General features: G+C 34.4%; 19 protein-coding genes. 8 read left to right on the top strand and 11 right to left on the bottom strand.

What is annotated here, in order from left to right; genetic code table 11:
- Positions 1-3: 3 nt before the first annotated feature.
- From LG651_RS02015 to LG651_RS02000, 4 genes are all read right to left on the bottom strand, one after another.
- A complete protein-coding gene (locus LG651_RS02015; RefSeq protein ID WP_226694488.1) occupies positions 4-906 on the bottom strand; it encodes a metallophosphoesterase in 903 nt (300 codons plus the stop codon).
- A gap of 38 nt (positions 907-944) precedes the next feature.
- Positions 945-1664, bottom strand: a complete 720-nt coding sequence (locus LG651_RS02010; RefSeq protein WP_317197706.1) for an SGNH/GDSL hydrolase family protein — start codon at positions 1662-1664, stop codon at positions 945-947.
- A gap of 52 nt (positions 1665-1716) precedes the next feature.
- Complete coding sequence (locus LG651_RS02005; protein ID WP_226694486.1) at positions 1717-2895, bottom strand: acyl-CoA dehydrogenase family protein; 1179 nt, start codon at positions 2893-2895, stop codon at positions 1717-1719.
- A gap of 96 nt (positions 2896-2991) precedes the next feature.
- Positions 2992-3708 (bottom strand): tRNA1(Val) (adenine(37)-N6)-methyltransferase, encoded by a 717-nt coding sequence (locus LG651_RS02000; protein WP_226694485.1) that lies wholly within the window; start codon positions 3706-3708, stop codon positions 2992-2994.
- A gap of 128 nt (positions 3709-3836) precedes the next feature.
- Between LG651_RS02000 and LG651_RS01995 the strand changes: the two genes are divergently transcribed.
- The 3 genes from LG651_RS01995 (at position 3837) to LG651_RS01985 (ending at position 5638) form a co-directional block, all read left to right on the top strand.
- Positions 3837-4286 carry a DUF2383 domain-containing protein gene (locus tag LG651_RS01995; protein WP_226694484.1) on the top strand — a complete coding sequence of 150 codons (450 nt, stop codon included), beginning with the start codon at positions 3837-3839 and terminating at the stop codon, positions 4284-4286.
- A gap of 220 nt (positions 4287-4506) precedes the next feature.
- Entirely contained in the window at positions 4507-5001 is a 495-nt protein-coding gene (locus LG651_RS01990) for a DUF2383 domain-containing protein (RefSeq protein ID WP_226694483.1), read from the top strand.
- Positions 5002-5164: 163 nt separating this feature from the next.
- A complete protein-coding gene (locus tag LG651_RS01985; protein ID WP_226694482.1) occupies positions 5165-5638 on the top strand; it encodes a hypothetical protein in 474 nt (157 codons plus the stop codon).
- A gap of 7 nt (positions 5639-5645) precedes the next feature.
- Here LG651_RS01985 and rimM read toward each other — a convergent pair whose 3' ends face one another.
- The 3 genes from rimM to LG651_RS01970 form a co-directional block, all read right to left on the bottom strand.
- Complete coding sequence (gene rimM / locus LG651_RS01980; protein ID WP_226694481.1) at positions 5646-6170, bottom strand: ribosome maturation factor RimM; 525 nt, start codon at positions 6168-6170, stop codon at positions 5646-5648.
- A 148-nt stretch (positions 6171-6318) separates the two neighbouring features.
- A complete protein-coding gene (locus LG651_RS01975) occupies positions 6319-6831 on the bottom strand; it encodes a 30S ribosomal protein S16 (protein ID WP_226694480.1) in 513 nt (170 codons plus the stop codon).
- Positions 6832-6917: 86 nt separating this feature from the next.
- Complete coding sequence (locus LG651_RS01970) at positions 6918-8015, bottom strand: lactonase family protein (RefSeq protein ID WP_226694479.1); 1098 nt, start codon at positions 8013-8015, stop codon at positions 6918-6920.
- A gap of 267 nt (positions 8016-8282) precedes the next feature.
- On the opposite strand from LG651_RS01970, the gene LG651_RS01965 reads away from it, so the two are divergent.
- A complete protein-coding gene (locus LG651_RS01965; RefSeq protein ID WP_226694478.1) occupies positions 8283-8732 on the top strand; it encodes a ferritin-like domain-containing protein in 450 nt (149 codons plus the stop codon).
- 62 nt (positions 8733-8794) lie between these two features.
- On the opposite strand, the gene gldD is transcribed toward LG651_RS01965, so the two are convergent.
- The 4 genes from gldD to mutY all read right to left on the bottom strand — a co-directional run bounded on the left by gldD (position 8795) and on the right by mutY (position 12267).
- Positions 8795-9373: a gliding motility lipoprotein GldD gene (gldD, locus tag LG651_RS01960; RefSeq protein WP_226694477.1), complete on the bottom strand. Its 579-nt coding sequence runs from the start codon at positions 9371-9373 to the stop codon at positions 8795-8797.
- Positions 9373-10677: a gliding motility-associated protein GldE gene (locus LG651_RS01955; protein WP_226694476.1), complete on the bottom strand. Its 1305-nt coding sequence runs from the start codon at positions 10675-10677 to the stop codon at positions 9373-9375. The genes gldD and LG651_RS01955 overlap by 1 nt, the downstream gene beginning before the upstream one ends.
- A gap of 21 nt (positions 10678-10698) precedes the next feature.
- Entirely contained in the window at positions 10699-11139 is a 441-nt protein-coding gene (locus LG651_RS01950; RefSeq protein ID WP_226694475.1) for a single-stranded DNA-binding protein, read from the bottom strand.
- Positions 11140-11217: 78 nt separating this feature from the next.
- Positions 11218-12267, bottom strand: a complete 1050-nt coding sequence (gene mutY, locus LG651_RS01945; RefSeq protein WP_226694474.1) for an A/G-specific adenine glycosylase — start codon at positions 12265-12267, stop codon at positions 11218-11220.
- Between the two features lie 141 nt (positions 12268-12408).
- Between mutY and LG651_RS01940 the strand changes: the two genes are divergently transcribed.
- The 4 genes from LG651_RS01940 (at position 12409) to LG651_RS01925 (ending at position 24066) form a co-directional block, all read left to right on the top strand.
- On the top strand, positions 12409-12699 hold the full coding sequence (locus LG651_RS01940; protein ID WP_044633095.1) for an HU family DNA-binding protein: 291 nt from the start codon (positions 12409-12411) through the stop codon (positions 12697-12699).
- A gap of 394 nt (positions 12700-13093) precedes the next feature.
- Positions 13094-14638, top strand: coding sequence for an Rne/Rng family ribonuclease (locus LG651_RS01935; RefSeq protein ID WP_226694473.1), 1545 nt, complete (start codon positions 13094-13096; stop codon positions 14636-14638).
- 187 nt (positions 14639-14825) lie between these two features.
- Complete coding sequence (locus LG651_RS01930; RefSeq protein ID WP_226694472.1) at positions 14826-23147, top strand: BspA family leucine-rich repeat surface protein; 8322 nt, start codon at positions 14826-14828, stop codon at positions 23145-23147.
- A gap of 4 nt (positions 23148-23151) precedes the next feature.
- Complete coding sequence (locus tag LG651_RS01925; protein WP_226694471.1) at positions 23152-24066, top strand: PorP/SprF family type IX secretion system membrane protein; 915 nt, start codon at positions 23152-23154, stop codon at positions 24064-24066.
- The last annotated feature ends 21 nt before the right edge of the window (positions 24067-24087 follow it).

Below are 24087 nucleotides of genomic sequence, written 5' to 3'. Positions count from 1 at the left end.
AAGTTAATCAGTTTTATAATCTTCTAACTTTCTTGGTCCTTCTAATAAAACACGAACTATTTGTAAAGTGCCATCGTCTTTAGTGGCAATTTGCCATTTTATAAGTGAAATTTTGCCGTTTTCAATTTCAATACCTGTAATGCTTCTAGGGTGTACGCAGCTACCATCATTAAAAAAAGCGATATCACCAGGTTCGGGAAATCGTGGTCTGTGTGTATGCCCAACAATGGTGAGTAAATTATTGTTGGCTGCAATCCATTTTTTGGTTCGTTTTTCAACCTTTATAAGTTCTGTGTAGTTTTTTGCCGGACTTGTTGGGTCTGCAATTCCCATAACGTTTAATGGTTTCCATAAAATACGTACTAAAAATCGGCTCCATTTCCAGAATAAAAAATTCCACCAATCGGCTTGATGACCGTGGGTTAAAAAAAGTTCTTGTCCGGTTCTGCAATGTTTTAAAATAATAGCTTCGTTATATTTTAAATCTTTAAAAAGTGGAACATCTTCACCAATTTTAGGATCGAAATACGTAGATAAATATTTTTTCACATAGCTCTCATTTCTATAAACCATATCGTGGTTACCCCAAATCATGTGTAATTTTTGCTCTTCATGAAATTGTTTCATAAGCATATACACATTTTTATGAGCATTTAAAATGGAACTGAAAGAAAGATTTTCCCATAGTTCGTCCCCATCACCAAGTTCGCAATAATTAAAGCCTTCTGCATAATAGTGTTTTAAGGCATGAAAATAAATGTTGCGGTTGTTAGCAAAATCGTCTGCAAAACTATTGTCGCCACGGTGGCAATCGCTAAATAGTATAAATTTGCTGTTATCGTCAAATTCTACGACTTTAGCATTTTTATAGGCGTTATCTAATCTCTTTTTCGATGAAAGATTCATTAGTTATTTGTTATACAGTAAATGTATTAAAAAAGTGACTAGTCTTTTAGTTTTTCTTGAACTAATGGTAATAAATGTTCTACAAATTTAGTGTAGGCTTTGGTTGAAGGGTGAAGCCTATCGGTTGCTACTAATTCTGGGTTTTCTAATCCTTTTCTTGTTATGTCGGTAATGTTTAAATAGGTAATGTTGTTATTACTACAATATTGCTTGGCAAAATTGTTGTATTTATCTATTGCTTCGGAGATTAATTTATTTCCTTCGCCAAAAGGTGTAAACGCATAATCTGGAATAGAAACCACAATAACGTTTAATTTATCTCCATTTGCATGCTTTATTGCAGTGTTTACTAACTGCGGAAATTCGTTTTCGTAAATTGAAAAAGGCTTGCCTTGATATTGGTTGTTTACACCAATAAGTAAGGTTACTAAATCGTATGTGTTCTTCAAGCTTTCGTTATCAATGGCATTAATTAAGTTGGTAGTAGTCCAACCGGTTGTTGCTACAATTTTTAGTTTTACTTGGTTTTTATTTTTAAAACGAAATTCTAAACTATCTTTTAGCTGAGTTGGGAAGTTACAAGTTTCACAAACGCTTTCTCCAATGGTGTAGCTATCGCCCAAAGCGAGTATTTTATAGTTTTTCTGAGTGGCTGTGGTATCGCTATATGTTTCAAAAAAATCGTTTTCGGTTAAAGCTGAATCGGTATTACTACAACCCGAGACTAAAAACGACATTAGCGTTAAAAGATATATCATTGTTTTCATATTTAGCTTTTTAAAAACATACGAGTAAAAAGCTATTGAGGTTTTATTTAAAGGCGTTAAAGCCGGTAATATCTAAGCCTGTAATAAGTAAATGGATGTCGTGCGTGCCTTCGTAGGTTATTACACTTTCTAAATTCATCATGTGTCGCATAATACTATATTCACCCGTAATACCCATACCTCCTAGCATTTGGCGCGCTTCTCTCGCAATTTTTATGGCCATATCTACATTGTTTCGTTTCGCCATAGATATTTGTGCCGAGGTTGCTTTATTTTCGTTACGTAAAACACCTAAGCGCCACGTTAATAGTTGCGCTTTGGTAATTTCGGTAATCATTTCTGCGAGTTTTTTTTGTTGTAATTGAAACTGCCCAATAGGTTTGCCAAACTGTATGCGTTCTTTACTGTAACGAAGTGCCGTGTCGTAGCAATCCATAGCTGCACCAATAGCGCCCCAAGCAATGCCATACCTAGCAGAATCTAAGCAGCCAAGAGGTGCGCCCAAGCCCGATTTATTTGGTAGTAAATTTTCTTTGGGTACTTTAACGTTATCAAAAATTAATTCGCCAGTTGCACTTGCACGTAACGACCATTTATTGTGTGTTTCAGGGGTTGAAAATCCATCCATACCACGTTCTACAATTAAACCATAAATTCGGCCTTCTTCATTTTTTGCCCAAACTACAGCTATTTGAGCAAAAGGGGCATTACTAATCCACATTTTAGCACCATTTAATACATAATGGTCGCCTTTGTCTTTAAAATTAGTTACCATGCCGCTTGGGTTACTACCGTGGTCTGGTTCTGTTAAACCAAAACAACCCATCCATTGGCCACTTGCAAGTTTTGGTAAATATTTTTGGCGTTGCGCTTCGGTGCCGTATTTCCAGATTGGGTACATAACTAACGACGATTGCACCGATGCTGTACTGCGTACTCCAGAATCGCCACGTTCAATTTCTTGCATAATTAATCCGTAGCTAATTTGGTCTAAACCAGCACCGCCATATTCCAAAGGGATATATGGACCAAATGCGCCTATTTCGGCTAACCCGGAAATTATTTGACTTGGGAATTCTGCTTTTTGTGCATATTCTTCAATTATTGGAGAAACATCGCGTTTTACCCAATCGCGAGCTGCTTGCCTAACAAGTTTATGCTCTTCGGTAAGTAATTCGTCTATGTTATAATAGTCGGGTGCTTCAAATAAATCTGGTTTCATAATTTTTAAAATTATTCAGGTTTCTAACAAATTTATTTAAAATATTTAACAGAAAGGGGCTTATTTTGTGAAATATTTAATTTGGTTGTTGGGGAGTTACATTTTTAAATAAAACTCTTTAGTTAATGCAATATATTCTGGGGTATATACATGTCTTTCGGTTTCAATAATTAAAGTTTCGGTTTTAATGTCTGATTCTGTAAACGAAAATTCTATTAAGCTTCTTTTTATTTCGGAAGTCGGATTGCCCTTAACATGACATATTCTAACAGGTGAAAGTTGGTAATTTGATGCAAGCTCTATAAAATGCGCTTCTTCCTTTTTTGGTATTATAACCGAGAATATACCGTTTTCAGAAAGTAATATAGCGACACTTTGTAAAAGATGTTCAAAAGGCATCGCATCTTGAAAACGTGCTAAATCGCGGGACGGGTTATTGGTTTTAAAATCATCAGAATAAAACGGAGGGTTGCAAACAATTAAGTCATATTCGTCTTCAATTTCATTAGTAAACTCTTCTAAAGAGGCATGGTAACAAAATAAACGATCGCCCCAAGGAGAATGCTCGAAGTTTTCAACACATTCTTCGTATGCTTCATCATCAATTTCAAGGGCATCAATAACTTCGGCAAAGCATCGTTGCGCTAAAATTAAAGCTAAAATACCGGTTCCAGCTCCAATGTCTAAAATTGAAAACGGTTGATTTTTAATGGAAGCCCAAGCACCGAGTAAAACCGCATCTGTTCCTATTTTCATTGCGCTTTTATCTTGATTAACAGTAAATTGTTTAAATACAAAAGGAGTGTTGGCCATTGTTTTTTTTGTAAAATTAAGTTAAAAAAGTAAAAAAATGTTAAAAAATATAATTAGGTAATCCAAATACAGTTATACAAGCGTATATAAATTTAAACATACTGCAAACTAAAATAAAGTTATAAGCTATGAGATACGTGAAAAAAATATTGGGACAACTTAATGATTTATTGTTAGTAAATTTTGAAGTAGAAAAGGTTTACGATGAGATTGTAGATGAGGTGAAGGATGATACGTTGCGCAGGTTTTTTAGAGAAAGTGCAATAGAACGAAATGAGTTTAGTAAACTTATTAATAAAGAAATTGAATCTTTAGGTGAAACTCCTGAGCGTGTTGGAGCCTTAAGTAAAAACTTTTATAAGTTAAAAACTAAGTTTAAAGGTTTGTTAGATGTTGAAAATGAAAGTAAGTTAATTGATGAAATCTTTATGTTAAAACAAGCAAGTGTAAATAAGTATAACGAAGTATTAATGCAGCCTCACTTGCCGTTAAAAGTATGTAAAACGTTGGTGAAACAGCGCGATAGTATACAAGACACGTTGCGTGTTTTTAAACGCGAATATGCTATTGTTGCCTAAAATGTATTTCAAAGCGGCTATATTATTCTATAAATAAGCTAAATGAAAGTATAAAACCTTGAACATTTAATAAAATTAAGCTTTATATATGACATATATTTTAATTTCAAGACGAAAACAATGAGATAAATTAATTATTGTGAAATATTTTTTATCACTATTAGTTTATAGCGTTTTTTCTTAACTTAGAATTCTCCTAATTATTAAAAAATAACCAAAAATGCCTTGGCATTTTAAATATCAACTAGGTCGTATGAAAAATACAGAATTAATTAATAAGCAATTAAACCGTTTACTTACCTTAAACTGCAAGGCAGAAAAAGCTTTTTTAGATGTAATAGATATTGTTGACAGCACTGTAATAAAAAACTTTTTACGTGTTTCTGGTTACGAACGAAAGCAATTTATAAAAGCCTTAGATTCGGCTATTAGACAAAAAGGCGGTGTACCAACTTATCCAGACAACATTATACCCAGCCTAAATAAAAACAAATTAAGACAAATTATATCCAAACGAAATAAGCTTAAAATTTTAACCGAAATTGGTAGAATGCAAGTTGTAGATATTGAGAAATATCAAAAAGTACTTAATAATGTGGATTTTCCGGAGCAATTAGAAAAGGCACTTAAAAATCAAAAAAATACTATTGTTAATTCATTATATGGTATTGAAGTTCACAAGGATTTATTCGCTAGACAATTTGCCGTTTCATAAAAAATTATGCTAAAAAATGCATTTCATCGATTTTTTTAGCGTTTTAAAGAGTTTTTTTGTCGAATATTTTAGTCGGTTTAGTTGAAAATTGGTTTAGATTATTACTTTAGCTAGTACCAAATCTAATTTGTTAATCTTTTTTTCGAACTTAAACCTACTTAATATGAAGAAATCTCTAGAAATTACAGCGTATCTTAATAAATTACTAAGTCTAAATTTTAATACCGAAAAGGCGTTTTTAAATACGGCTGATGCTATTGAAAGCGAATCGGTTGCTAAATTTTTAAGATTACTCGGGCACGACCGTGGTCAATTTATAAAAAAGTTAGATGCTGCTATTCGAGACCAAGGGGGAGTACCAGAATATCCTGAAGTTACCACACCGTTAATGATAGGCTACGGGTTGAATGAAATACTTAAAAATATTAAATCATCAAGCGACGAGGTTTTTATTTTCTCAGAAATAGGTAAAATCCAAATGATGGATATTGAAAGATATCAAACTGTTATTAATAAGTTTGACTACAACGAAAAATTAGAGTCAACGTTAAAAAAACAAAAAGAAAATTTAGTAATGACGCTTTACGCTATTAATGTGTATAAAGATTCTTGCTCAAGAAATAAAGTTGCAGTATAAACTGTACTTACAAATACAAATCTATTAAACCATCGGGAGTGTTTACTTCGATGGTTTTTTGTTTTTTATCAACTTTTACAATAAACTCGTCGTTCATTGGGATTAAAATTTCTTTGCCGTTTCTGTCAATTTCAAAAAGCGATTGCGCTGTAGAGTCGTTTACGGCTTTAATAATTCCTACTTCACCAAAGTTTTTATCGGTTACAGTAAAGCCAATAATTTCATGAAAATAAAATTTGTCATCGTCTAATTTAGGAAGTAAATCTAAAGGTAGATATAAGTCGCATTTTAAAATTGAATCGGCGTCAGCTTCAGAATTTACATCTTCAAATTTTAAACGAAGCAGTTCTGTTTTGTGTAATTGCGAATGTTCTACAAAAAATGGAATTAAGTTGTTTTTCAGTTCTAGAAATACAGCATCTAAGTTTTCATAAATGTCTGGTTCGTCGGTATCAAGTTTAGCTAAAACTTCGCCTTTAAAACTGTATTTTTTAACAATTTTTCCTAAGTAGAAACAATCTTCTTTTTTCATAAAAAAGGTCTTCTTTTTCTATTTCCGCCCATGCGGAAATCTTTTTTTTTGAGAAATTTATTATTAGTTTAAATTCCCACTTTCGTCGGAATAAAAAAACTCCGATACAACGTACCGGAGTTTAAAAGTATAAAAAAATTAATGTTTTTTATTCTTCTTCGTTGCTAGCTTCAGCTTCAACCTCTGTACTTTCTTCAGTTGCTTCTTCAACAACAGGAGCAGCGGCAGCAATTCTAGCTTCGTTTACAGCTTTTTCTGCAGCAAGAGCTTCAGCTTTAGCTTTAGCTTCAGCTTCGCTTAAACCATCGGCTTTAGCTTGTACTTTAGCTTCTTTTTCTTGTAGCCAAGCGTTGAATTTTTCTTCAGCTTGCTCTTCGGTTAAGGCACCTTTTGCAACACCACCAGCTAAATGCTTTTTAAGTAAAGCTCCTTTATAAGATAAAATAGCTTTAGCAGTATCGGTTGGTTGTGCACCGTTTTGTAACCACTTTACAGCACCATCAACATCTAACTCTACAGTTGCAGGGTTTGTGTTTGGGTTGTAAGCACCTAATTTTTCTAGGTATTTACCATCTCTTTTTGCGCGTGCATCGGCAGCAACAATCCAGTAATAAGGTTTTCCTTTTTTACCGTGTCTTTGTAATCTAATTTTTACAGGCATAATAATTAATTAATTGAGGTTCTCGACCTCGGGTTATTAATGAGGGCGCAAATATACTCTAATATTTTTAATTTTCAAGCATTTAACTAAAATAATAGGAAAACCGGCGATGGTGTTTTTACGTCATGTAAAAAGGATAGTTGGCCATTGTTTTGGTTTATTTTAAAAACCGAAATGTTATTACTACGGCGGTTGGCCACAAGTAAAAATGTTCCGGTTGGGTCTATAGTGAAATTTCGCGGCCAATCCCCTTCAACCGAAATGTTCTGAATTTTTTCTATTGTTCCAGTTTCTGTATTGCGATTAAATACCGCAACGGTGTTTTCTCCGCGATTTGTAACGTATAAATATTTCTGGTTTTTAGATAGATGAATGTCGGCGCTAAAGTTTTCTTCAGTTGTGTTACTCATTAATGTAGTGTCTAAATCTATCGTTTTAAAATTTGAATCATCTCTTTTTATACTGGTAATTGAGTTTTCGTATTCGTTAATTACGTATATAAATGTTCCGTTTTGCGATATGGTAAAGTGTCTAGGACCTGGATTGCCAACTGCATTCACAATGGCTTCAGATTGTAATTTATATTCACCTTCATTTAAAACGTATTGATAAATGGCATTCCTTCCTAAATCTGCCACAAACAACTCATTTTTATAAAATTGGGAGGAGTGGGCATGCGATGTTTGGTTTTTGGCGTTATGATTAAATACTTGTTTAGCTTTAGTTAAGCCTCCATCTTTATTTATTTGATATAATGATACCGTACCACCGTTATAATTGGTGTTAGAAATTAATGTGCCTTCTTCGTTTATAGTAACGTGACAAGGCGATTTCCCTTGGCTATTTTGAGTGTTAATTAAAGTAAGTGTGCCGTTTTTGTTTACATTAAAAGCAGAAATAAAATCGGGTTGGTCTGGATTGCCTGACCTATTAGCTGTATACAAATGTTTTCTGTTTTTAGAATACACCATATAATTTGGGCTACTTGTTTCGGCTGCCAACTTTTGGTTTGTTAATGCTCCTGTTTTGGTGTTGAATAAAAAATGGTAAATCCCCTTACTATCTTTAGTTGTAAATGTGCCAACATACAATGGAATGGTCGATTTTTCTGCATTAATAGTTGTTGATGTAGTTTTACAAGAGTAAAGAATTACAATTAAAAAATACAGCCAAATAGGTTTCATAAATACGGGTTTTTTCAAATTTAATGTTTTCGGTTTAAGTTGTTAATGTGCTCTTAAAGATATTATAAACCTTGTTAAATACCTTGACATGGCCTTGCTTATTAAGTATCTTTACTATGAGTTTAAAACAAAAGCCTATGGTTTTATAAATAAAAGCTCAGGATGTAATTAATATTTAATTGTGTTTAATATTGATTGCATGAACTAAAGAATCGAAAGATTTTTTTGAAAATGAAACGCAAGAAATTTAAATGAAGAATTAGAATTATGAAGTACACAGAAGAAATTTCGAACAAATTAAACGAACTTTTAGTAAAAAATTACGATGCCGAAAAAGGTTATTTAAATGCCGCAAATCATGTTGATGATACCAATTTGAAAATATTTTTCAGACGTCGAGCTACCGAACGTAGCGATTTTGCAAAACAAATTCGCACCGAGATTTTAACCTATGGTGAAGAGCCAAAAGAATCTGGTAGTTTTACAGGAACGGTGCACCGCAATTGGATGAGTTTAAAATCCTTATTTGCGAGTAACGATGCTGAAGCTATTTTAGAAGAGGCTATTCGCGGCGAAGAAGCTAGTTTAAAAGAATATAACGATATTTTAAAAGATAGAATGTTGCCACCAAGCATTGATGCGATGTTGGTTAGTCAAAAAAATGCGATACAGGCAGCAATAAATAGTGAAAAGTTAAAAGAACAATTAGTTTCATAAACTATTTGGTTGGTTAGTTAGTTTGAAAAAACGCAGCTCGATTAATTTTGGGTTGCGTTTTTTTATTTCCATTGTAACGATTCCATGATGCGCTTAATATCATTTTGTAAATATTGAGCTGCCGGATAAATGGAGTCGTAATTTGGTTTCGCATAAAAATAAATAGATCCGGTTAAAAAGTGGTTTGTACTATCGGTAACGTAAAATTGTGCTGGAGAAGCAACGTTGCCTTTAACTTCCGATAGCATTCCGTAAACTTTTCTTTTATTGTTTTCGTAGGGATAAGCAGGAATTTCGTCCGCTTTTTGGGTGTGCTCTAAAGTAAATTTTTGAGCATCTTTTAAAAAGTCGTTTAAGTTCTTAGTATTGTTTTCTATGGCTTTGTAGGTAATAAAAATGGTGCCTTTTAATGCTGGATATTCTAAATTAACGCCATAACTTTTGGTTGTAGATTGTATTGGTTTTAGCGTTGTTTTTTCGGCTAAAAGATTTTTATCGAACGTGAATGGCAGATTTAAACTATCGGTAATGTATTGAGGTTCCGGGTATTCTAAACGCAATTCTGCCTTTGGTTTTGGTTTGTAATCTTCGCTGCAAGAAAAGCAAATAATAATTATTAATAGGTAGGCAAATTGTTTCATTACAATATGGTGAACTTTACTAGTTTTATACGTTTTTTATCCATGGATTCTATAGTAAAAACGTAGTTTTCAAAATTTATTTTACTGTTTAGTTTTGGGAAACTACCCGATATTTCTAAAACAAAACCAGCTATGGTTTCAGCTTCACCCTTGTTTTCTTCAAAAAGGCTGTCATCATCAAGCTTAATAATTTTATAAAGATCTTTTAAGGCTGTTTTTCCTTCAAAAACAAAGTTGTTTTCGTCTAGCTTAGAGTAGGTTAAATCTTCATCATCGAACTCATCACTAATATCGCCTACAATTTCTTCAATAATATCTTCTAAAGAAATAAGTCCCGATGTACCGCCATATTCATCAACTACAACCGCTAAATGCACTTTTTTTTCTTGAAATTCGGCCATTAAATCGTCTAGTTTTTTGTTTTCGGGCACAAAAAATGGCTCGCGTAAAAGGGTGGTCCAATCAAATTGTTTTCTGTCAATATATGGCAGTAAATCTTTAACGTAAAGGATGCCTTCAATAGTATCAATATTGTCTTTGTAAACGGGAATTCTGGAGTAACCGTTTTCTATAATTTCGGGCATAATATCGGCATACTTTTGCTCGATGTTCAAGGCGAAAATATCAATACGAGGTCGCATAACTTGCTTGGTGTCTGTGTTACCAAAGGACACAATGCCTTGTAGAATTTTGTGTTCTTCTTTGGTTGTATCTTCTTCACTAGTTAGCTCTAAGGCCTGCGAAAGTTGGTCTACACTTAGGTTCGATTTTTGCTTACCCAATTTGTTGTGTATTGCCAGTGTAACACTGCGCATTGGTAAACTTATTGGCGATAAAACCACATCTAAAAAACGAAGCGGATACGCCATAAAAGTTGCAAATTTTAGGTTGTTGCGGCTGGCGTAAATTTTAGGTAAAATTTCTCCAAATAGTAAAATTAAAAATGTAACCACAACCACTTCTAAAATAAATTTTAATTGTGGGTTTGTTACACCACCAAACATAAAGTCACCCAAAAAAGCGAACAGAATTACCACGGCGATATTTATAAAATTATTGGCTACTAAAATGGTTGCTAATAATTTTTTAGGACGATCTAGAAGATTTAAAATAATTTCAATGGGTTTCGAGGTATTGGAGGCTTGTTCTTCTAGTTCGGTTTTACTTAAAGAAAACAAGGCTACTTCGGCACCAGAAATTAATGCAGAACAAAGTAAAAGCAAAATTAATAATGCAAAGCCAAATACAATTGAGAAATCAATTGCTAAAAACGTGAGTTGTAAACTGGCAGGGTCGGGATCCAAGTAGGGTTAATTTAGTTAAACTTAAAAAGGAAGATCGTCATCATCAGCTTCAACCGGTTCAATAGGTTTTGCTTGAGTTGGTTTAGCTTGTTGCGGTGGCATACTCGATGCATTTTCACTTTCATTTTTTGCTGTAAGGAAGGTAAAGTCGGTACATTGAATTTCGGTAGAATACCTATCGTTGCCTTTTTCGTCTTGCCATTTTCTGGTTTTTAAACGACCTTCAATATATACTTTGTCGCCTTTGTTTAAATATTTTTCACAAATTTCGGCGCCTTTATTTCTAACTACAATATTATGCCATTCGGTATTGGTAACGCGTTCGTTAGTTTGCTTATTGGTGTAGGTTTCGTTGGTTGCCAATGGAAATCGACCTACACAACCGCCACCTTCAAAATAGTGCATTTTCACTTCATCTCCCAAATGGCCAATTAGCATAACTTTATTTAAGGTTCCAGACATAATAATATTGTTAAAGACAACAAATGTAGTTATTTGTGTGTCATTTTTAAAATTAATAAAAAAATATGATTGTAGGTGTTAAACTAAATCAAAATTAAACGATTCAATAAAATTTCCAATCAGTATAGGTACGGGGTACTTATTAATGTCTTTTACATAGATAGTTTCTGTCTTTATATTTTCGACCGTAATAATCCAGAATTTGGTATATAAGTGTTGGTGCGATAATTTATGTATAATAGGTTCATCATTATATAGTGTAAGCTCAAACTTTTTATTATATAATAAGGTGTTGTTTTTTAAAGCGTTTCTTAATGTTTTTTCGTTGGTGCTTTTTTCGGTTTCAATTAATGGAAATTGGTAAAGGTTTTGCCAAATGCCTTTGCCTGTTCTTTTTTCCAGTACAGTTTTACCATCGCTACTTATAAAAACTAAAAAATTAAAGTGCTTCTTTTTAGCCTTAGCTGTTTTAGTTTTTACTGGTAATTGGTCAGTTTTCTGCTTGCTTAAAGCGAGGCAGCTTTGGTTTAGTGGGCAATTTTCACAATCTGGATTTTTTGGTGTACACTGTTTAGCACCAAATTCCATAATGGCTTGGTTAAATGTTGCTGGTTGTTTTTTATCTATTAGTTCTTGTGCAAGTATTTTAAATTCTTTGGCTCCTTTAGAAGAGTTTATAGGTGTATCTATATTATAATATCTCGACAATACACGATATACATTGCCATCTACTACAGCAGTAACTTCGTTAAAGCAAATGGAAGCTATTGCACTTGCAGTATAGTCGCCAACACCTTTTAATTTAATAATATCTTTGAACGTATTGGGGAAATTGCCTTGTAATTCGTTAACAATATATTTGGCAGTGCTGTGTAAATTTCGAGCTCTAGAGTAGTAACCTAATCCTTGCCAAAGTTTTAAAACCTCACTTTCGGGTGCTTTTGCTAAGTTAAAAATAGTTGGGTATTTGCTTACAAAAGCTTCATAATATGGTAACCCTTGCTTTACTTGTGTTTGCTGTAAAATAATTTCTGAAAGCCATATTTTATAGGGATTTTGGGTTTCTCGCCAAGGTAAACTTCGCTTATTTATTGAGTACCAATGTATTATTGTTTTTGTGAAATTCATGAGTTCTTATATAACCATAAAACAAAAATAAACGTTTATGATATTAAATTTTAGTGAATTAGGTTTGAAATATTGAATATTTAATTCCTATATTTGCATCCCTTTAAAAATTAATAGTAACCCAAATAAAAAAATTTAAGTATGACTAAGGCTGATTTAGTAGCAAAAATTTCTGAAAAATTAGGAATTGAAAAAGGTGATGTACAAGCAACAGTTGAATCTTTTATGGATGAGGTAAAAACATCATTAGAAAGTGGAGACAATGTTTATTTAAGAGGTTTTGGAAGTTTTATAATTAAAACTAGAGCAGAAAAAACAGGAAGAAACATTTCTAAAAATACTACTATTAAAATACCTGCTCACAATATTCCTGCATTTAAGCCTGCAAAGGTTTTTGTTGAAGGTGTGAAAACAAATGTAGACGTAAAGTAAAACAATACGCTGTGTCTTGTAATTTAGGAGATACAGTTTTAAAATAATTATTAATTTATAAAAGACACTATTTATGCCAAGTGGTAAAAAACGTAAAAGACATAAGGTAGCGACGCACAAACGTAAAAAACGCAGACGCGCTAACCGTCACAAAAAGAAAAAATAAATCGAAAAAGTAGTTAGTGATTGACTACTTTTTTGGTTTTTAAAAAACTAAGTTCTTTGAAATGAGTTCATTTGTTTTTAGCGCTTTTTAGTTAAAGTGTGTTATTGAACTCCACGGATAATTCCCAATATTCTCGATATATTTTATTATTTGTCGAGATAGGGACCTGTGAAAAATATTGTATAATCCATCTGTTACACTTTAGTGTAATGGATTAAAATTAACAACATGGATAAAGAATTGATTATTCGATCTAGTTCCGAGGATGTTGATTTTGCCTTATTAAAAGATGGAAAACTTATTGAATTACAAAAAGACGAAGGCGAGAACAAGTTTTCTGTTGGTGATGTGTTTATAGCCAAAATTCGAAAAACTGTTCCGGGTTTAAATGCCGCATTTGTTAATGTAGGCTACGAGAAAGATGCGTTTTTGCATTATCACGATTTAGGCCCAAAATTACCTTCCCTTTTAAAATTCATAAAACGTGTAAGCACAGGTAAACTAAAAGATTTCTCTTTAAAAAATTTCCCATTTGAAAAAGATATTGATAAGGGCGGTAAAATTGTAGACGTCCTAAAATCAAATCAATCGCTATTGGTACAAATTGTAAAAGAACCTATATCTACAAAAGGCCCAAGAATTAGCTCTGAGCTTTCTATTGCTGGTAGATATATTGTTTTAGTGCCTTTTTCTAATCGCATTTCTATTTCTCAAAAAATAGAAGATAAAGAAGAAAAAGATCGCTTAAAACGATTAGTAAAAAGTATTACACCTCAAGGTTTTGGGGTAATTGTACGTACCGTAGCACAAGGCAAAAAAGTAGCCGAACTAGATAAAGATTTACAAAATTTGCTTAGTCGCTGGACGGCAATGAGTAAAAAGCTACATAAAGCCCATCATCCAACAAAAGTATTAGGTGAAATGAACAAAGCCTCGTCTATTTTACGAGACATTTTTAACGACACCTTTACTGGAATAACAGTTGATGATGAAGAGCTTTATTATCAAATTAAAGATTATTTGCAAGAAATTGCACCTAAAAAAGAATCAATAGTTAAATTATATCAATCAAACATTCCTATTTTCGAAAAATTTGGTATTGAACGCCAAATTAAAACCTCGTTTGGAAAAACCGTGTCTATGGCAAAAGGCGCTTATTTGGTAATAGAACATACCGAAGCCTTGCATGTCGTAGATGTAAACAGCGGAAACCGATCTAACAAAGCCAATAACCAAGAGGAAACAGCATTAGAAGTTAATTTATTAGCTGCTACCGAGATAGCTCGTCAATTGCGTTTACGCGATATGGGTGGTATTATTGTAGTAGATTTTATTGATATGACAAATGCTGAGAACAGGCAAAAATTGTTTAGTCATCTTCGTGATGAAATGAAAGATGATCGCGCTAAACATAAAATTTTGCCACCAAGTAAATTTGGATTGATACAAATAACAAGGCAACGCGTACGCCCAGAATTAGAAATTAAAACTCGTGAGGAAAATCCTAACGGGGTTAATGGTGCCGAAATTGAAGCTCCTATAGGCGTAGTACAAAAAATAACGCATGACCTTGAAAAACTATTTAAAAAAGACTATAAAAAGGTGACCTTAAACACACATCCTTTTATAGCAGCCTTTTTAACAAAAGGCTTTCCATCTGAGCGTTCTAAATGGTTTTTAGAACACAAAAAATGGGTGAAAATTTTACCAAGAGATGCTTACACATACTTAGAATATCATTTTTTCGATAAAAATGGTAAACAAATTAAATAACCCGAAACCCGCAGCTTTTATTAGTTTGCGGGTTTTTTGTTTTTAAGTAATCTTTAAAAACTTATATTTGTCAATATAAACCTACTTGTTATGAATGTTTTATGTCTTATAACTACGCAATACTCGAATATTTTAGCCATCGGTTAATTTTTATTACAACACTTTTTTCTTCCTAAAAACTTATCATATGCAAAAAATCTACCTTGTCTGTTTTGCTTTATTAATTGGTTTAAATTTGTTCTCACAGAATTTTAGAAGTTCTTGGAACACAAACAATATAGAAGTAAGTTCCTCGGCAGATTATCAAATTACTATACCTACAAATCCAGCATACACATACAATTATACTGTAAATTGGGGCGATGGCAATACAGATACCGGAGTAACCGGAAACATTACCCATGATTATGCCACTCCAGGAAATTACAACATTGAAATTAGTGGAGATTTTCCAGCGATTTATTTTAATGATGACAATACCAACGACAAACTAAAAATTATTGAAATTTTAGAGTGGGGTTCGTCCATACAATGGCAAACCATGGAAAATGCTTTTTACGGCTGTGAAAATTTAAATTTCGATTTAATTGATTCTCCAGATTTAAGCCAAGTTACTACCTTAAAAAATATGTTTAGAGAGTGTACTTCATTTAACGGCATTGTAAACAATTGGGATATTAGTACCATAACAAATTTATCTGGTATGTTTTATGAATGCGATACTTTTAACAGACCACTAGATTTATGGAATACAAGCAATGTAACTGATATGTCTGAAACCTTTTATGGAACTAATAATTTTAATGAACCTTTAGACAATTGGAATACCGCCAGAGTAACTAACATGTATAGAATGTTTCGTTCTGCAAGTCGCTTTAATCAAAATATAAATAATTGGACTGTAAATAATGTTACCAATATGTCTGGCACGTTCTCTTATGCCAACAATTTTAACGAACCCTTAAACAATTGGAATGTTGCTAATGTTACAGATATGTCTAATATGTTTGATGGTTCAGACTTCAATCATCCTATTGGTAATTGGAATGTAAGTAATGTTACTAACATGTCTGGAATGTTTAGGCACGCCGTTTACAATCATCCTTTAGAGAATTGGGATGTATCTTCAGTTGTAGATTTCTCTGAAATGTTTCAAAGACATAGAACTTTTAATCAACCTTTAAATACTTGGAATGTTAGTAATGCTACCGATATGTCTGGCATGTTTGACGGTTGGATTTGGGGACAAGTTTTTAACCAACCCTTAGATAATTGGAACGTAAGTAACGTAACTAATATGAGTTACATGTTTAGAGACAACACTGCTTTTAACCAAGATATTAGCGGTTGGAATGTAAGTAATGTAACCAACATGGCGGGGATGTTCGAGGATACTTCCGTTTTTAATCAAGATATAAGCTCTTGGAACGTTAGTAGCGTAACTAATATGCAAGGGATGTTTCAGCAAACAGATGCTTTTAACCAACCTCTAAATAATTGGAATGTAAGCAATGTTTCTAATGTCTCAAACATGTTTTCTAACGCTGCAGTATTTAATCAACCCCTAAACAATTGGAGTTTAAACAATGTAACCAATTTTAGTTCCATGTTCAACCTTGCAATTGCTTTTAACCAAGATATTAGTAATTGGGACACCTCTGGAGTTACCAATATGAGCAATATGTTTAACGGTGCAACATCGTTTAACTTAAATATTGGACCTTGGAACATAGCCGCTGTAACCAACATGACTAATATGCTGTCTAATAGTGGTATTTCTCAAGAAAACTACGATAATATTCTTATAGCTTGGTCTGTACAAACCGTTCAAAACAATGTTTCTCTTGGAGCGACCAATCTTCAATATTGTGATGCTCTCAACCAAAGACAAAGTTTAATAGATGATGATGGATGGGCAATTACCGGTGATGCCGTGAACTGTTCTTATGTATTGTGTACCGAAATTACCATGCCGCATTCTAGCGATACAGCAACACCAGCAAATAGCGATATTCGTTGGGATCCTGCCCCTAATGCTACAGGATATAGAATTACCTTGGAAATAGAACGCGGTGGCGTAAGAAGTTATGCTACTATTGGAGGAAACATAGCAAATAATTATGATGTAGGCAATGTAGTTGGTTTAGATTTCACTAACGAATTTCAAGCAGGAGATACGGTTTTCGTTACCGTAGTACCTTATAATGATGAAGGACCAGCAACGGGTTGTACAGAAACAAGTTTTACCGTTGTAGAGAGTTGGGTTAACAGAACCGATGTTTTTAAATTTACCATTGACACTAGAAACTTGGATACTGGTTCTACTGCTGCAAACCAATATAGAATAGAACTTAATGATGGTTATCCTGACTATTTAACATACGACTTTAATATTGATTGGGGAGATGGACAATATGATAATAATGTAACTACAGATATAACACACACCTATTTAAACCCAGGTATTTATACCATTGCAATCATTGGAGATTTTCCTGCGTTTTATCACGACTCTAGTAATAGAGATAATGACAAACTTATCTCCATGGACCAATGGGGTAACCAAGTTTGGCAATCTATGGAGCAAGCATTCTATTACTGTGAAAACATGGAATATAATGCCACAGATATTCCAAATCTTACCCAAGTTGAAAATATGAGCGGAATGTTTGTCTCATGCGACTTATTTAATAGTGATATTAGTAATTGGGATGTTAGTAATGTAACTAACATGTCTAGCCTCTTCTTAGCTGCAAATTCTTTTAACCAACCCTTAAATAATTGGAACATAAGTAATGTTACCAATACATCTGCTATGTTTTTTGGAGCTAATTCTTTTGATCAACCACTTGACAATTGGGATACAAGCAATGTAACCAATATGTCAAGAATGTTCAGACAGGCAACTGTTTTTAACCAAACTTTAAATAACTGGAACTTAAGCAATGTAACCGATACATCACAAATGTTTAGCTATACGGATGCGTTTAACCAACCTTTAAACAATTGGAATGTAAGTAACGTAATTAATATGGAAGAAATGTTCCATAATGCTGAACTTTTTAATCAAAATATTGATAGTTGGGAAGTAACCAACGTTACTAATATGGCTGGTATGTTCAACTATGCACCTAGTTTTAATGAACCGCTAAACAGCTGGAATGTTTCATCGGTAACCAATATGGCTTCTATGTTTTCTGGTGCTGATGCTTTTAACCAACCATTAAACAATTGGGATGTTTCCAATGTAACAACCATGGCCTCTATGTTTAATTCTGCCGATAATTTTAACCAAAATATAGATAGTTGGAATGTTACCAATGTAACCAATATGTCTTACATGTTTAACAATGCTTCAAGTTTTAACCAACCACTAAACAGTTGGGACGTAAATTCTGTAGTAAACATGTCTTCAATGTTTCGAGGTACAACAGTATTTAATCAGCCTTTAGCTAACTGGGATGTAAGTGCAGTAGCAAATATGAGTAATATGTTTGAAGAAGCTTCTGCATTTAATCAGCCATTAAATACCTGGAATGTAAGTTCGGTTACTTTAATGCCTTCCATGTTTGAAGGTGCCACGGTTTATAATCAAGAAATGGATAATTGGGATGTAGCCGTTGTTACAAATTTTGAGGCTATGTTTAAAGAAGCTTCAGCTTTTAATCAACCCTTAAATTCTTGGAATACAGGTGAAGCTTTAACTATGGAAGCTATGTTTTATGGTGCCACAGTTTTTAACCAACCTTTAGATAGTTGGAACACAACGTTTGTTACCTCGATGGAAGACATGTTTAGGGAAGCGAGTGCCTTTAACCAAACTTTAAATTCATGGAACGTAGCGTCGGTTACAACTATGGAAAGCATGTTTCAAGAAGCCATAATGTTTAATGGTGATATAGATAGTTGGAATGTAAGAGCAGTAACTACCATGGCCGATATGTTTAACGGTGCATCAGCCTTTAACAAGCCTTTAAATAGCTGGCGGACAACTAATGTTACAACAATGGATAGAATGTTTCAAGAAGCCATTGCATTTAATCAACCTTTAAATCAATGGTTGTTTGGTAACGTAACCATGCGCGCCATGTTTCATGATGCTACTGCTTTTAATCAATATTTAGGCGACTGGGATGTTAGTGGCGTTACCGATATGAGAAACATGCTCGACGATACCGCGCTAACCAGAGAAAATTACGATAACACCTTAATTGCTTGGTCCGAACAAAATTTAACACCAGGAATTACCTTAGGCGCCGCATCACTATTATATTGCGATGCCCAAGATGAGCGTCAATCAATGATAGATACTTTTGGCTGGACAATTAATTCAGATATTTTAGATTGTCCAATTCCAGAATGTACACAATTAACCTCGCCTTTAAGTGGAGCTACCGATGTACCAGTTAACACCAATATAACTTGGGAACACGCACTTTATGCCGAAGGCTATTATTTAACCGTTGGAACAAGCCCTGGTGGAAACGATATTTTAGATAATGAAGCTGTTGTTAATGAAACTTTCTATGAGTTTACAACAAACTTTAATACCGGCGATGTTATATACATAACCATTATTCCGTATAATTATGTAGGGAATGCGGTTGGCCCTTGTACCGAAGAAAGCTTTACAATTTCAAATAACGCTGCATCGGTACCAGAGTGCACTACCTTAATTGAACCTATAAATGGCGCAACAGATGTAGAAGTAACGACTGATTTAATTTGGAATGCCATATCTAATGCCGATGGTTATAAACTATCTGTTGGCACAACATCTGGAGGCACAGATTTAGTAAATAATGAAGATGTTGGAAATGTAACTGAATATGATTTTACCACAGATTTACCAGAAGACACCGATATTTTTGTAACCATAACACCTTATAATGAAGAAGGTGATGCTACAAGTTGTACCGAAGAATCATTCAGAACTAAATTTATACCTATTCCTCCAGCATGTACAACATTATCTAATCCGTTAAATGTAGCAACAAATATCTCGACAACAACCGATTTAACTTGGAATACTATAGCAGATGCAACAGGCTATTTAATTAGTGTTGGTACAACATCCGGAGGTGTAGAAATTGTAAACAGTATTGATGTTGGCAATGTTACAAGCTATACTTTTTCTGAAGAATTACAAGAAAACAGAATCTATTATGTTCGTATAACACCTTATAATAATGTTGGTGATGCCAGTGGGTGTTCCGAAGAATCTTTTACCACAGCCGCAGCACCAACAGCACCTAGTTGTACAACATTAACAAGTCCATTGAATGGCGCAACCGATGTTTCAGTAGCTACCGATTTATCTTGGACTGCAATTACTGACGTGACTGGTTACAGATTAACCGTTGGCACAACATCTGGAGGAAATGATATTTTAGATAATGAAAATGTTGGCAATGTTTCAACCTACGATTTAGCTAACGATTTACCAGAAACCACAACCATTTACGTCACCATTACACCGTACAATGCGGTTGGTGATGCCACAGGTTGTTCCGAAGAAAGTTTCACTACGGAAACACTTCCAACTGCACCAACATGTACAACATTAACAAGTCCGCTTAACGGTGCAACCGATGTTTCAGTAGCTACCGATTTATCTTGGACTGCCATTACCGATGCGACTGGTTACAGACTAACCGTTGGCACAACGTCTGGCGGAAATGATATTTTAGATAGTGAAGATGTTGGCAATGTTTCAACCTACGATTTAGCTTCAGATTTACCAGAAACCACAACCATTTACGTAACCATTATTCCTTATAATGCGGTTGGTGATGCCACTGGTTGTTCCGAAGAAAGTTTCACTACCGAAACACTCCCAACAGCGCCAACGTGTACAACATTAACAAGTCCGTTAAATGGCGTAACTGATGTTGCTGTGTCTACAGATTTATCGTGGACTGCCATAACCGATGCGACTGGTTACAGATTAACCGTTGGCACAACGTCTGGAGGAAACGATATTTTAAACACTGAAGATGTTGGCAATGTTTCAACCTACGATTTAGCTAACGATTTACCTGAAACTACAACCATTTACGTCACCATTATTCCATACAATGCGGTTGGCGATGCCACTGGTTGTACTGAAGAAAGTTTCACTACCGAAACACTTCCAACAGCGCCAACGTGTACAACATTAACAAGCCCGTTAAATGGTGCAACCGATGTTGCTGTGTCTACCGATTTATCGTGGACTGCCATAACGGATGCGACTGGTTACAGAATTACCGTTGGCACAACTTCTGGAGGAAACGATATTTTAGATAATGAAGATGTTGGCAATGTTTCAACCTACGATTTAGCTAACGATTTACCTGAAACTACAATCATTTACGCCACCATAACACCGTACAATGCGGTTGGCGATGCCACTGGTTGTACCGAAGAAAGCTTTACGACGGAAACACTTCCAACAGCACCAACGTGTACAACATTAACAAGTCCGTTAAACGGTGCAACCGATGTTGCTGTGTCTACAGATTTATCTTGGACTGCCATTACCGATGCTACGGGTTACAGATTAACCGTTGGCACAACGTCTGGTGGAAATGATATTTTAGATAATGAAGATGTTGGCAATGTTTCAACCTACGATTTAGTTACCGATTTACCTGAAACCACAACCATTTACGTGACCATTACACCTTACAACGCGGTTGGCGATGCCACTGGTTGTACCGAAGAAAGCTTTACGACGGAAACACTTCCAACAGCACCAACATGTACAACATTAACAAGCCCGTTAAATGGCGCAACCGATGTTGCTGTGTCTACCGATTTATCGTGGACTGCCATAACGGATGCGACTGGTTACAGACTAACTGTTGGCACAACGTCTGGAGGAAACGATATTTTAGATAATGAAGATGTTGGCAATGTTTCAACCTACGATTTAGTTACCGATTTACCTGAAACAACAACCATTTACGTCACCATTACACCTTACAATGCGGTTGGCGATGCCACTGGTTGTACCGAAGAAAGTTTTACGACAGAAACACTTCCAACAGTTCCTGGTTGTACAACATTAACAAGTCCGCTAAACGGCGCAACCGATGTTGCTGTGTCTACAGATTTATCTTGGACTGCCATTACCGATGCGACTGGTTACAGACTAACCGTTGGAACTACTTCTGGAGGAAACGATATTTTAGGTAATGAAGATGTTGGCAATGTTTCAACCTATAACTTAGCTTCAGATTTACCAGAAACCACAACCATTTACGTCACCATTATACCTTACAACACGGTTGGAGATGCCACTGGTTGTACTGAAGAAAGCTTTACGACGGAAACATTGGCTACAATTCCAGATTGTACCAGATTAACAAGTCCTGTAAATGGAGAATCTGATGTTTCTGTATCAACAGATTTAAGCTGGCAAGCCATTGCAGAAGCTACGGGTTACAAACTTACTGTTGGTCTCACTTTTGGTGGAAATGAAATATTAAACAATGAAGATGTTGGCAATGTAACAACTTATAATTTGGTATCTGATTTGCCAGAATCTACAGAAATTTATGTAACAATAATACCTTATAATTTAGTTGGAGATGCAACGGTGTGTACAGAAGAAGCATTTATTACTGAAACCTTTCCAAGCGAGCCAATTTGCGCAGCTTTAACCAGTCCAACAAACGGCGCAACCGATGTTTCGGTAGCAACCGATTTTAATTGGGATGCTGTTACTGACGCTACTGGTTATAGACTTACTATTGGAACGACTTCCAATGGAAACGATATTTTAGATAACGAAGATATTGGTAATGTAACAACCTTCAATTTAACTTCAGATTTACCTGAAAACTCAACCATTTACGTTACTATTACACCATACAACGCTGTTGGCGATGCTGTAAGTTGTACCGAACAAAGTTTTACTACAGAAGTATTTCCAACAATTCCAAATTGCACGGAGCTAGTATCGCCATATAATGGAGAAACAGAGGTTAGTACAGATACTTATTTGGAATGGTCTGAAATTAGTGATGCTACGGGTTATAAATTATTTGTAGGAACCACCTCTGGTGTTTACGATATTTTAGATAATGAAGATGTAGGTAATGTAATATCCTATAGTTTAAGTAGCGATTTACCTGAAGGCACACAAATATATGTTGTAGTTATAGCTTATAATGATGTGGGGGAAGCTATTGGTTGTACAGAGACTTTATTTACAACTAATATAACCTTAGCAGAATCTAAATATGGGTTCTCGCCTAATGGAGATGGTTTAAATGATTTCTGGGAAATAAATGGGATTGAAAACAGTCCAAATAATGTGGTTAATATATACAATCGTTGGGGCGATTTAGTATTTACTATAGCAAATTATAATAATTCTAGTAATGTTTTTCGAGGTGAAGCCAATAGGCTTAAACAGCTAGGGGCTGGTAAACTACCAGATGGAACTTACTTTTTCGAAATTAAGGTTTCTGGAACACACAACTTGAAAAAATTAAAAGGATTTGTAGTTATTAAACGCTAAAAAAATGAAAGTAAATACCAAATACATATTATTAATATTAGTTTTTATTGTGGCTAAAGTAAATGCACAACAAAGCCCGTTATTTGCCGAGTACAATTATAATCCGTTTATTATAAATAGTGCATACGCAGGATTAAGCGGTAATACCGAAATTACTTTAAGTAATAACGGATACTTTGGAGGTTTCGATGGTGCTCCAAGAACACTTTCTTTTAGTGGGCACGGAAGTTTAAACAACGAAAAATTAGCTTTGGGAGCAGGAATTATAAGAGATGAATTTGGTGTTACAAAGTCTACAAATGTTTTTGCTGCGTTTTCGTATAAAATATTTTTCGACTTTAAAAGTAGTCGTCCGTATTGGCAACATTACTCTCGAAATGTATTATCTTTTGGTTTAACTGCAGGTTTGCAGCAATTTCAAGATAATTTAACAGAATTAAATATAAATAATGATCCTGAATTTGCGAACGATATTAATAGCAGTATACCAACTCTAGGATTAGGTTTTTTATACAATAACGCTTTGTTTTATGCTGGTTTTTCGGCCCCCAATGTTATAGGCGATGCATTGGCAAGTGAGCAAGTGGTGAGGTTGTCTTCTCCTGTTTATGGTTACATTGGATATCGGTTTTTTAGCAATAAGTTTGATAATATAATGATTAAGCCCAACATACTTATTAAGTATGAAAACGGCGCACCATTACAAACCGATTTTAACGTCTCTGTTAGTGTTAGAAATAAGTTTGAGTTTGGTGGTGGTTATAGAACATCGTCAAGTTTTAACTTGCTAGCGGGACTTTATTTAGGGAACCATTTGCGCCTTGTTTACAATTATAATTTAGCTACCAATAATTCACCTTTAGGTAATAGTTACGGTATTAATTTAAGTCTGAAGTTTGGAGAAGGCTACAAGTTGTAAATCGTTTCTTGTTAATTTTTA

Origin of the sequence: Neotamlana sargassicola, from assembly GCF_020523965.1 — a bacterium.
Lineage (GTDB): Bacteria > Bacteroidota > Bacteroidia > Flavobacteriales > Flavobacteriaceae > Neotamlana > Neotamlana sargassicola.
This window is presented reverse-complemented; position numbering and strand designations above follow the sequence as displayed.

Excerpts from the sequence above, each read along its gene's own strand:
- LG651_RS01940 (WP_044633095.1), top strand. The coding sequence starts at position 12,409 with ATGACTAAGGCTGATTTAGTAGCAAAAATTTCTGAAAAATTAGGAATT.
- LG651_RS02005 (WP_226694486.1), bottom strand. The coding sequence starts at position 2,895 with ATGAAACCAGATTTATTTGAAGCACCCGACTATTATAACATAGACGAA.
- LG651_RS02000 (WP_226694485.1), bottom strand. The coding sequence starts at position 3,708 with ATGGCCAACACTCCTTTTGTATTTAAACAATTTACTGTTAATCAAGAT.
- LG651_RS01925 (WP_226694471.1), top strand. The coding sequence starts at position 23,152 with ATGAAAGTAAATACCAAATACATATTATTAATATTAGTTTTTATTGTG.
- gldD (WP_226694477.1), bottom strand. The coding sequence starts at position 9,373 with ATGAAACAATTTGCCTACCTATTAATAATTATTATTTGCTTTTCTTGC.
- LG651_RS01930 (WP_226694472.1), top strand. The coding sequence starts at position 14,826 with ATGCAAAAAATCTACCTTGTCTGTTTTGCTTTATTAATTGGTTTAAAT.
- LG651_RS02015 (WP_226694488.1), bottom strand. The coding sequence starts at position 906 with ATGAATCTTTCATCGAAAAAGAGATTAGATAACGCCTATAAAAATGCT.
- rimM (WP_226694481.1), bottom strand. The coding sequence starts at position 6,170 with ATGAAAAAAGAAGATTGTTTCTACTTAGGAAAAATTGTTAAAAAATAC.
- LG651_RS01935 (WP_226694473.1), top strand. The coding sequence starts at position 13,094 with ATGGATAAAGAATTGATTATTCGATCTAGTTCCGAGGATGTTGATTTT.
- LG651_RS01950 (WP_226694475.1), bottom strand. The coding sequence starts at position 11,139 with ATGTCTGGAACCTTAAATAAAGTTATGCTAATTGGCCATTTGGGAGAT.
- LG651_RS01985 (WP_226694482.1), top strand. The coding sequence starts at position 5,165 with ATGAAGAAATCTCTAGAAATTACAGCGTATCTTAATAAATTACTAAGT.
- LG651_RS01970 (WP_226694479.1), bottom strand. The coding sequence starts at position 8,015 with ATGAAACCTATTTGGCTGTATTTTTTAATTGTAATTCTTTACTCTTGT.
- LG651_RS02010 (WP_317197706.1), bottom strand. The coding sequence starts at position 1,664 with ATGATATATCTTTTAACGCTAATGTCGTTTTTAGTCTCGGGTTGTAGT.
- LG651_RS01975 (WP_226694480.1), bottom strand. The coding sequence starts at position 6,831 with ATGCCTGTAAAAATTAGATTACAAAGACACGGTAAAAAAGGAAAACCT.
- mutY (WP_226694474.1), bottom strand. The coding sequence starts at position 12,267 with ATGAATTTCACAAAAACAATAATACATTGGTACTCAATAAATAAGCGA.
- LG651_RS01965 (WP_226694478.1), top strand. The coding sequence starts at position 8,283 with ATGAAGTACACAGAAGAAATTTCGAACAAATTAAACGAACTTTTAGTA.
- LG651_RS01995 (WP_226694484.1), top strand. The coding sequence starts at position 3,837 with ATGAGATACGTGAAAAAAATATTGGGACAACTTAATGATTTATTGTTA.
- LG651_RS01990 (WP_226694483.1), top strand. The coding sequence starts at position 4,507 with ATGCCTTGGCATTTTAAATATCAACTAGGTCGTATGAAAAATACAGAA.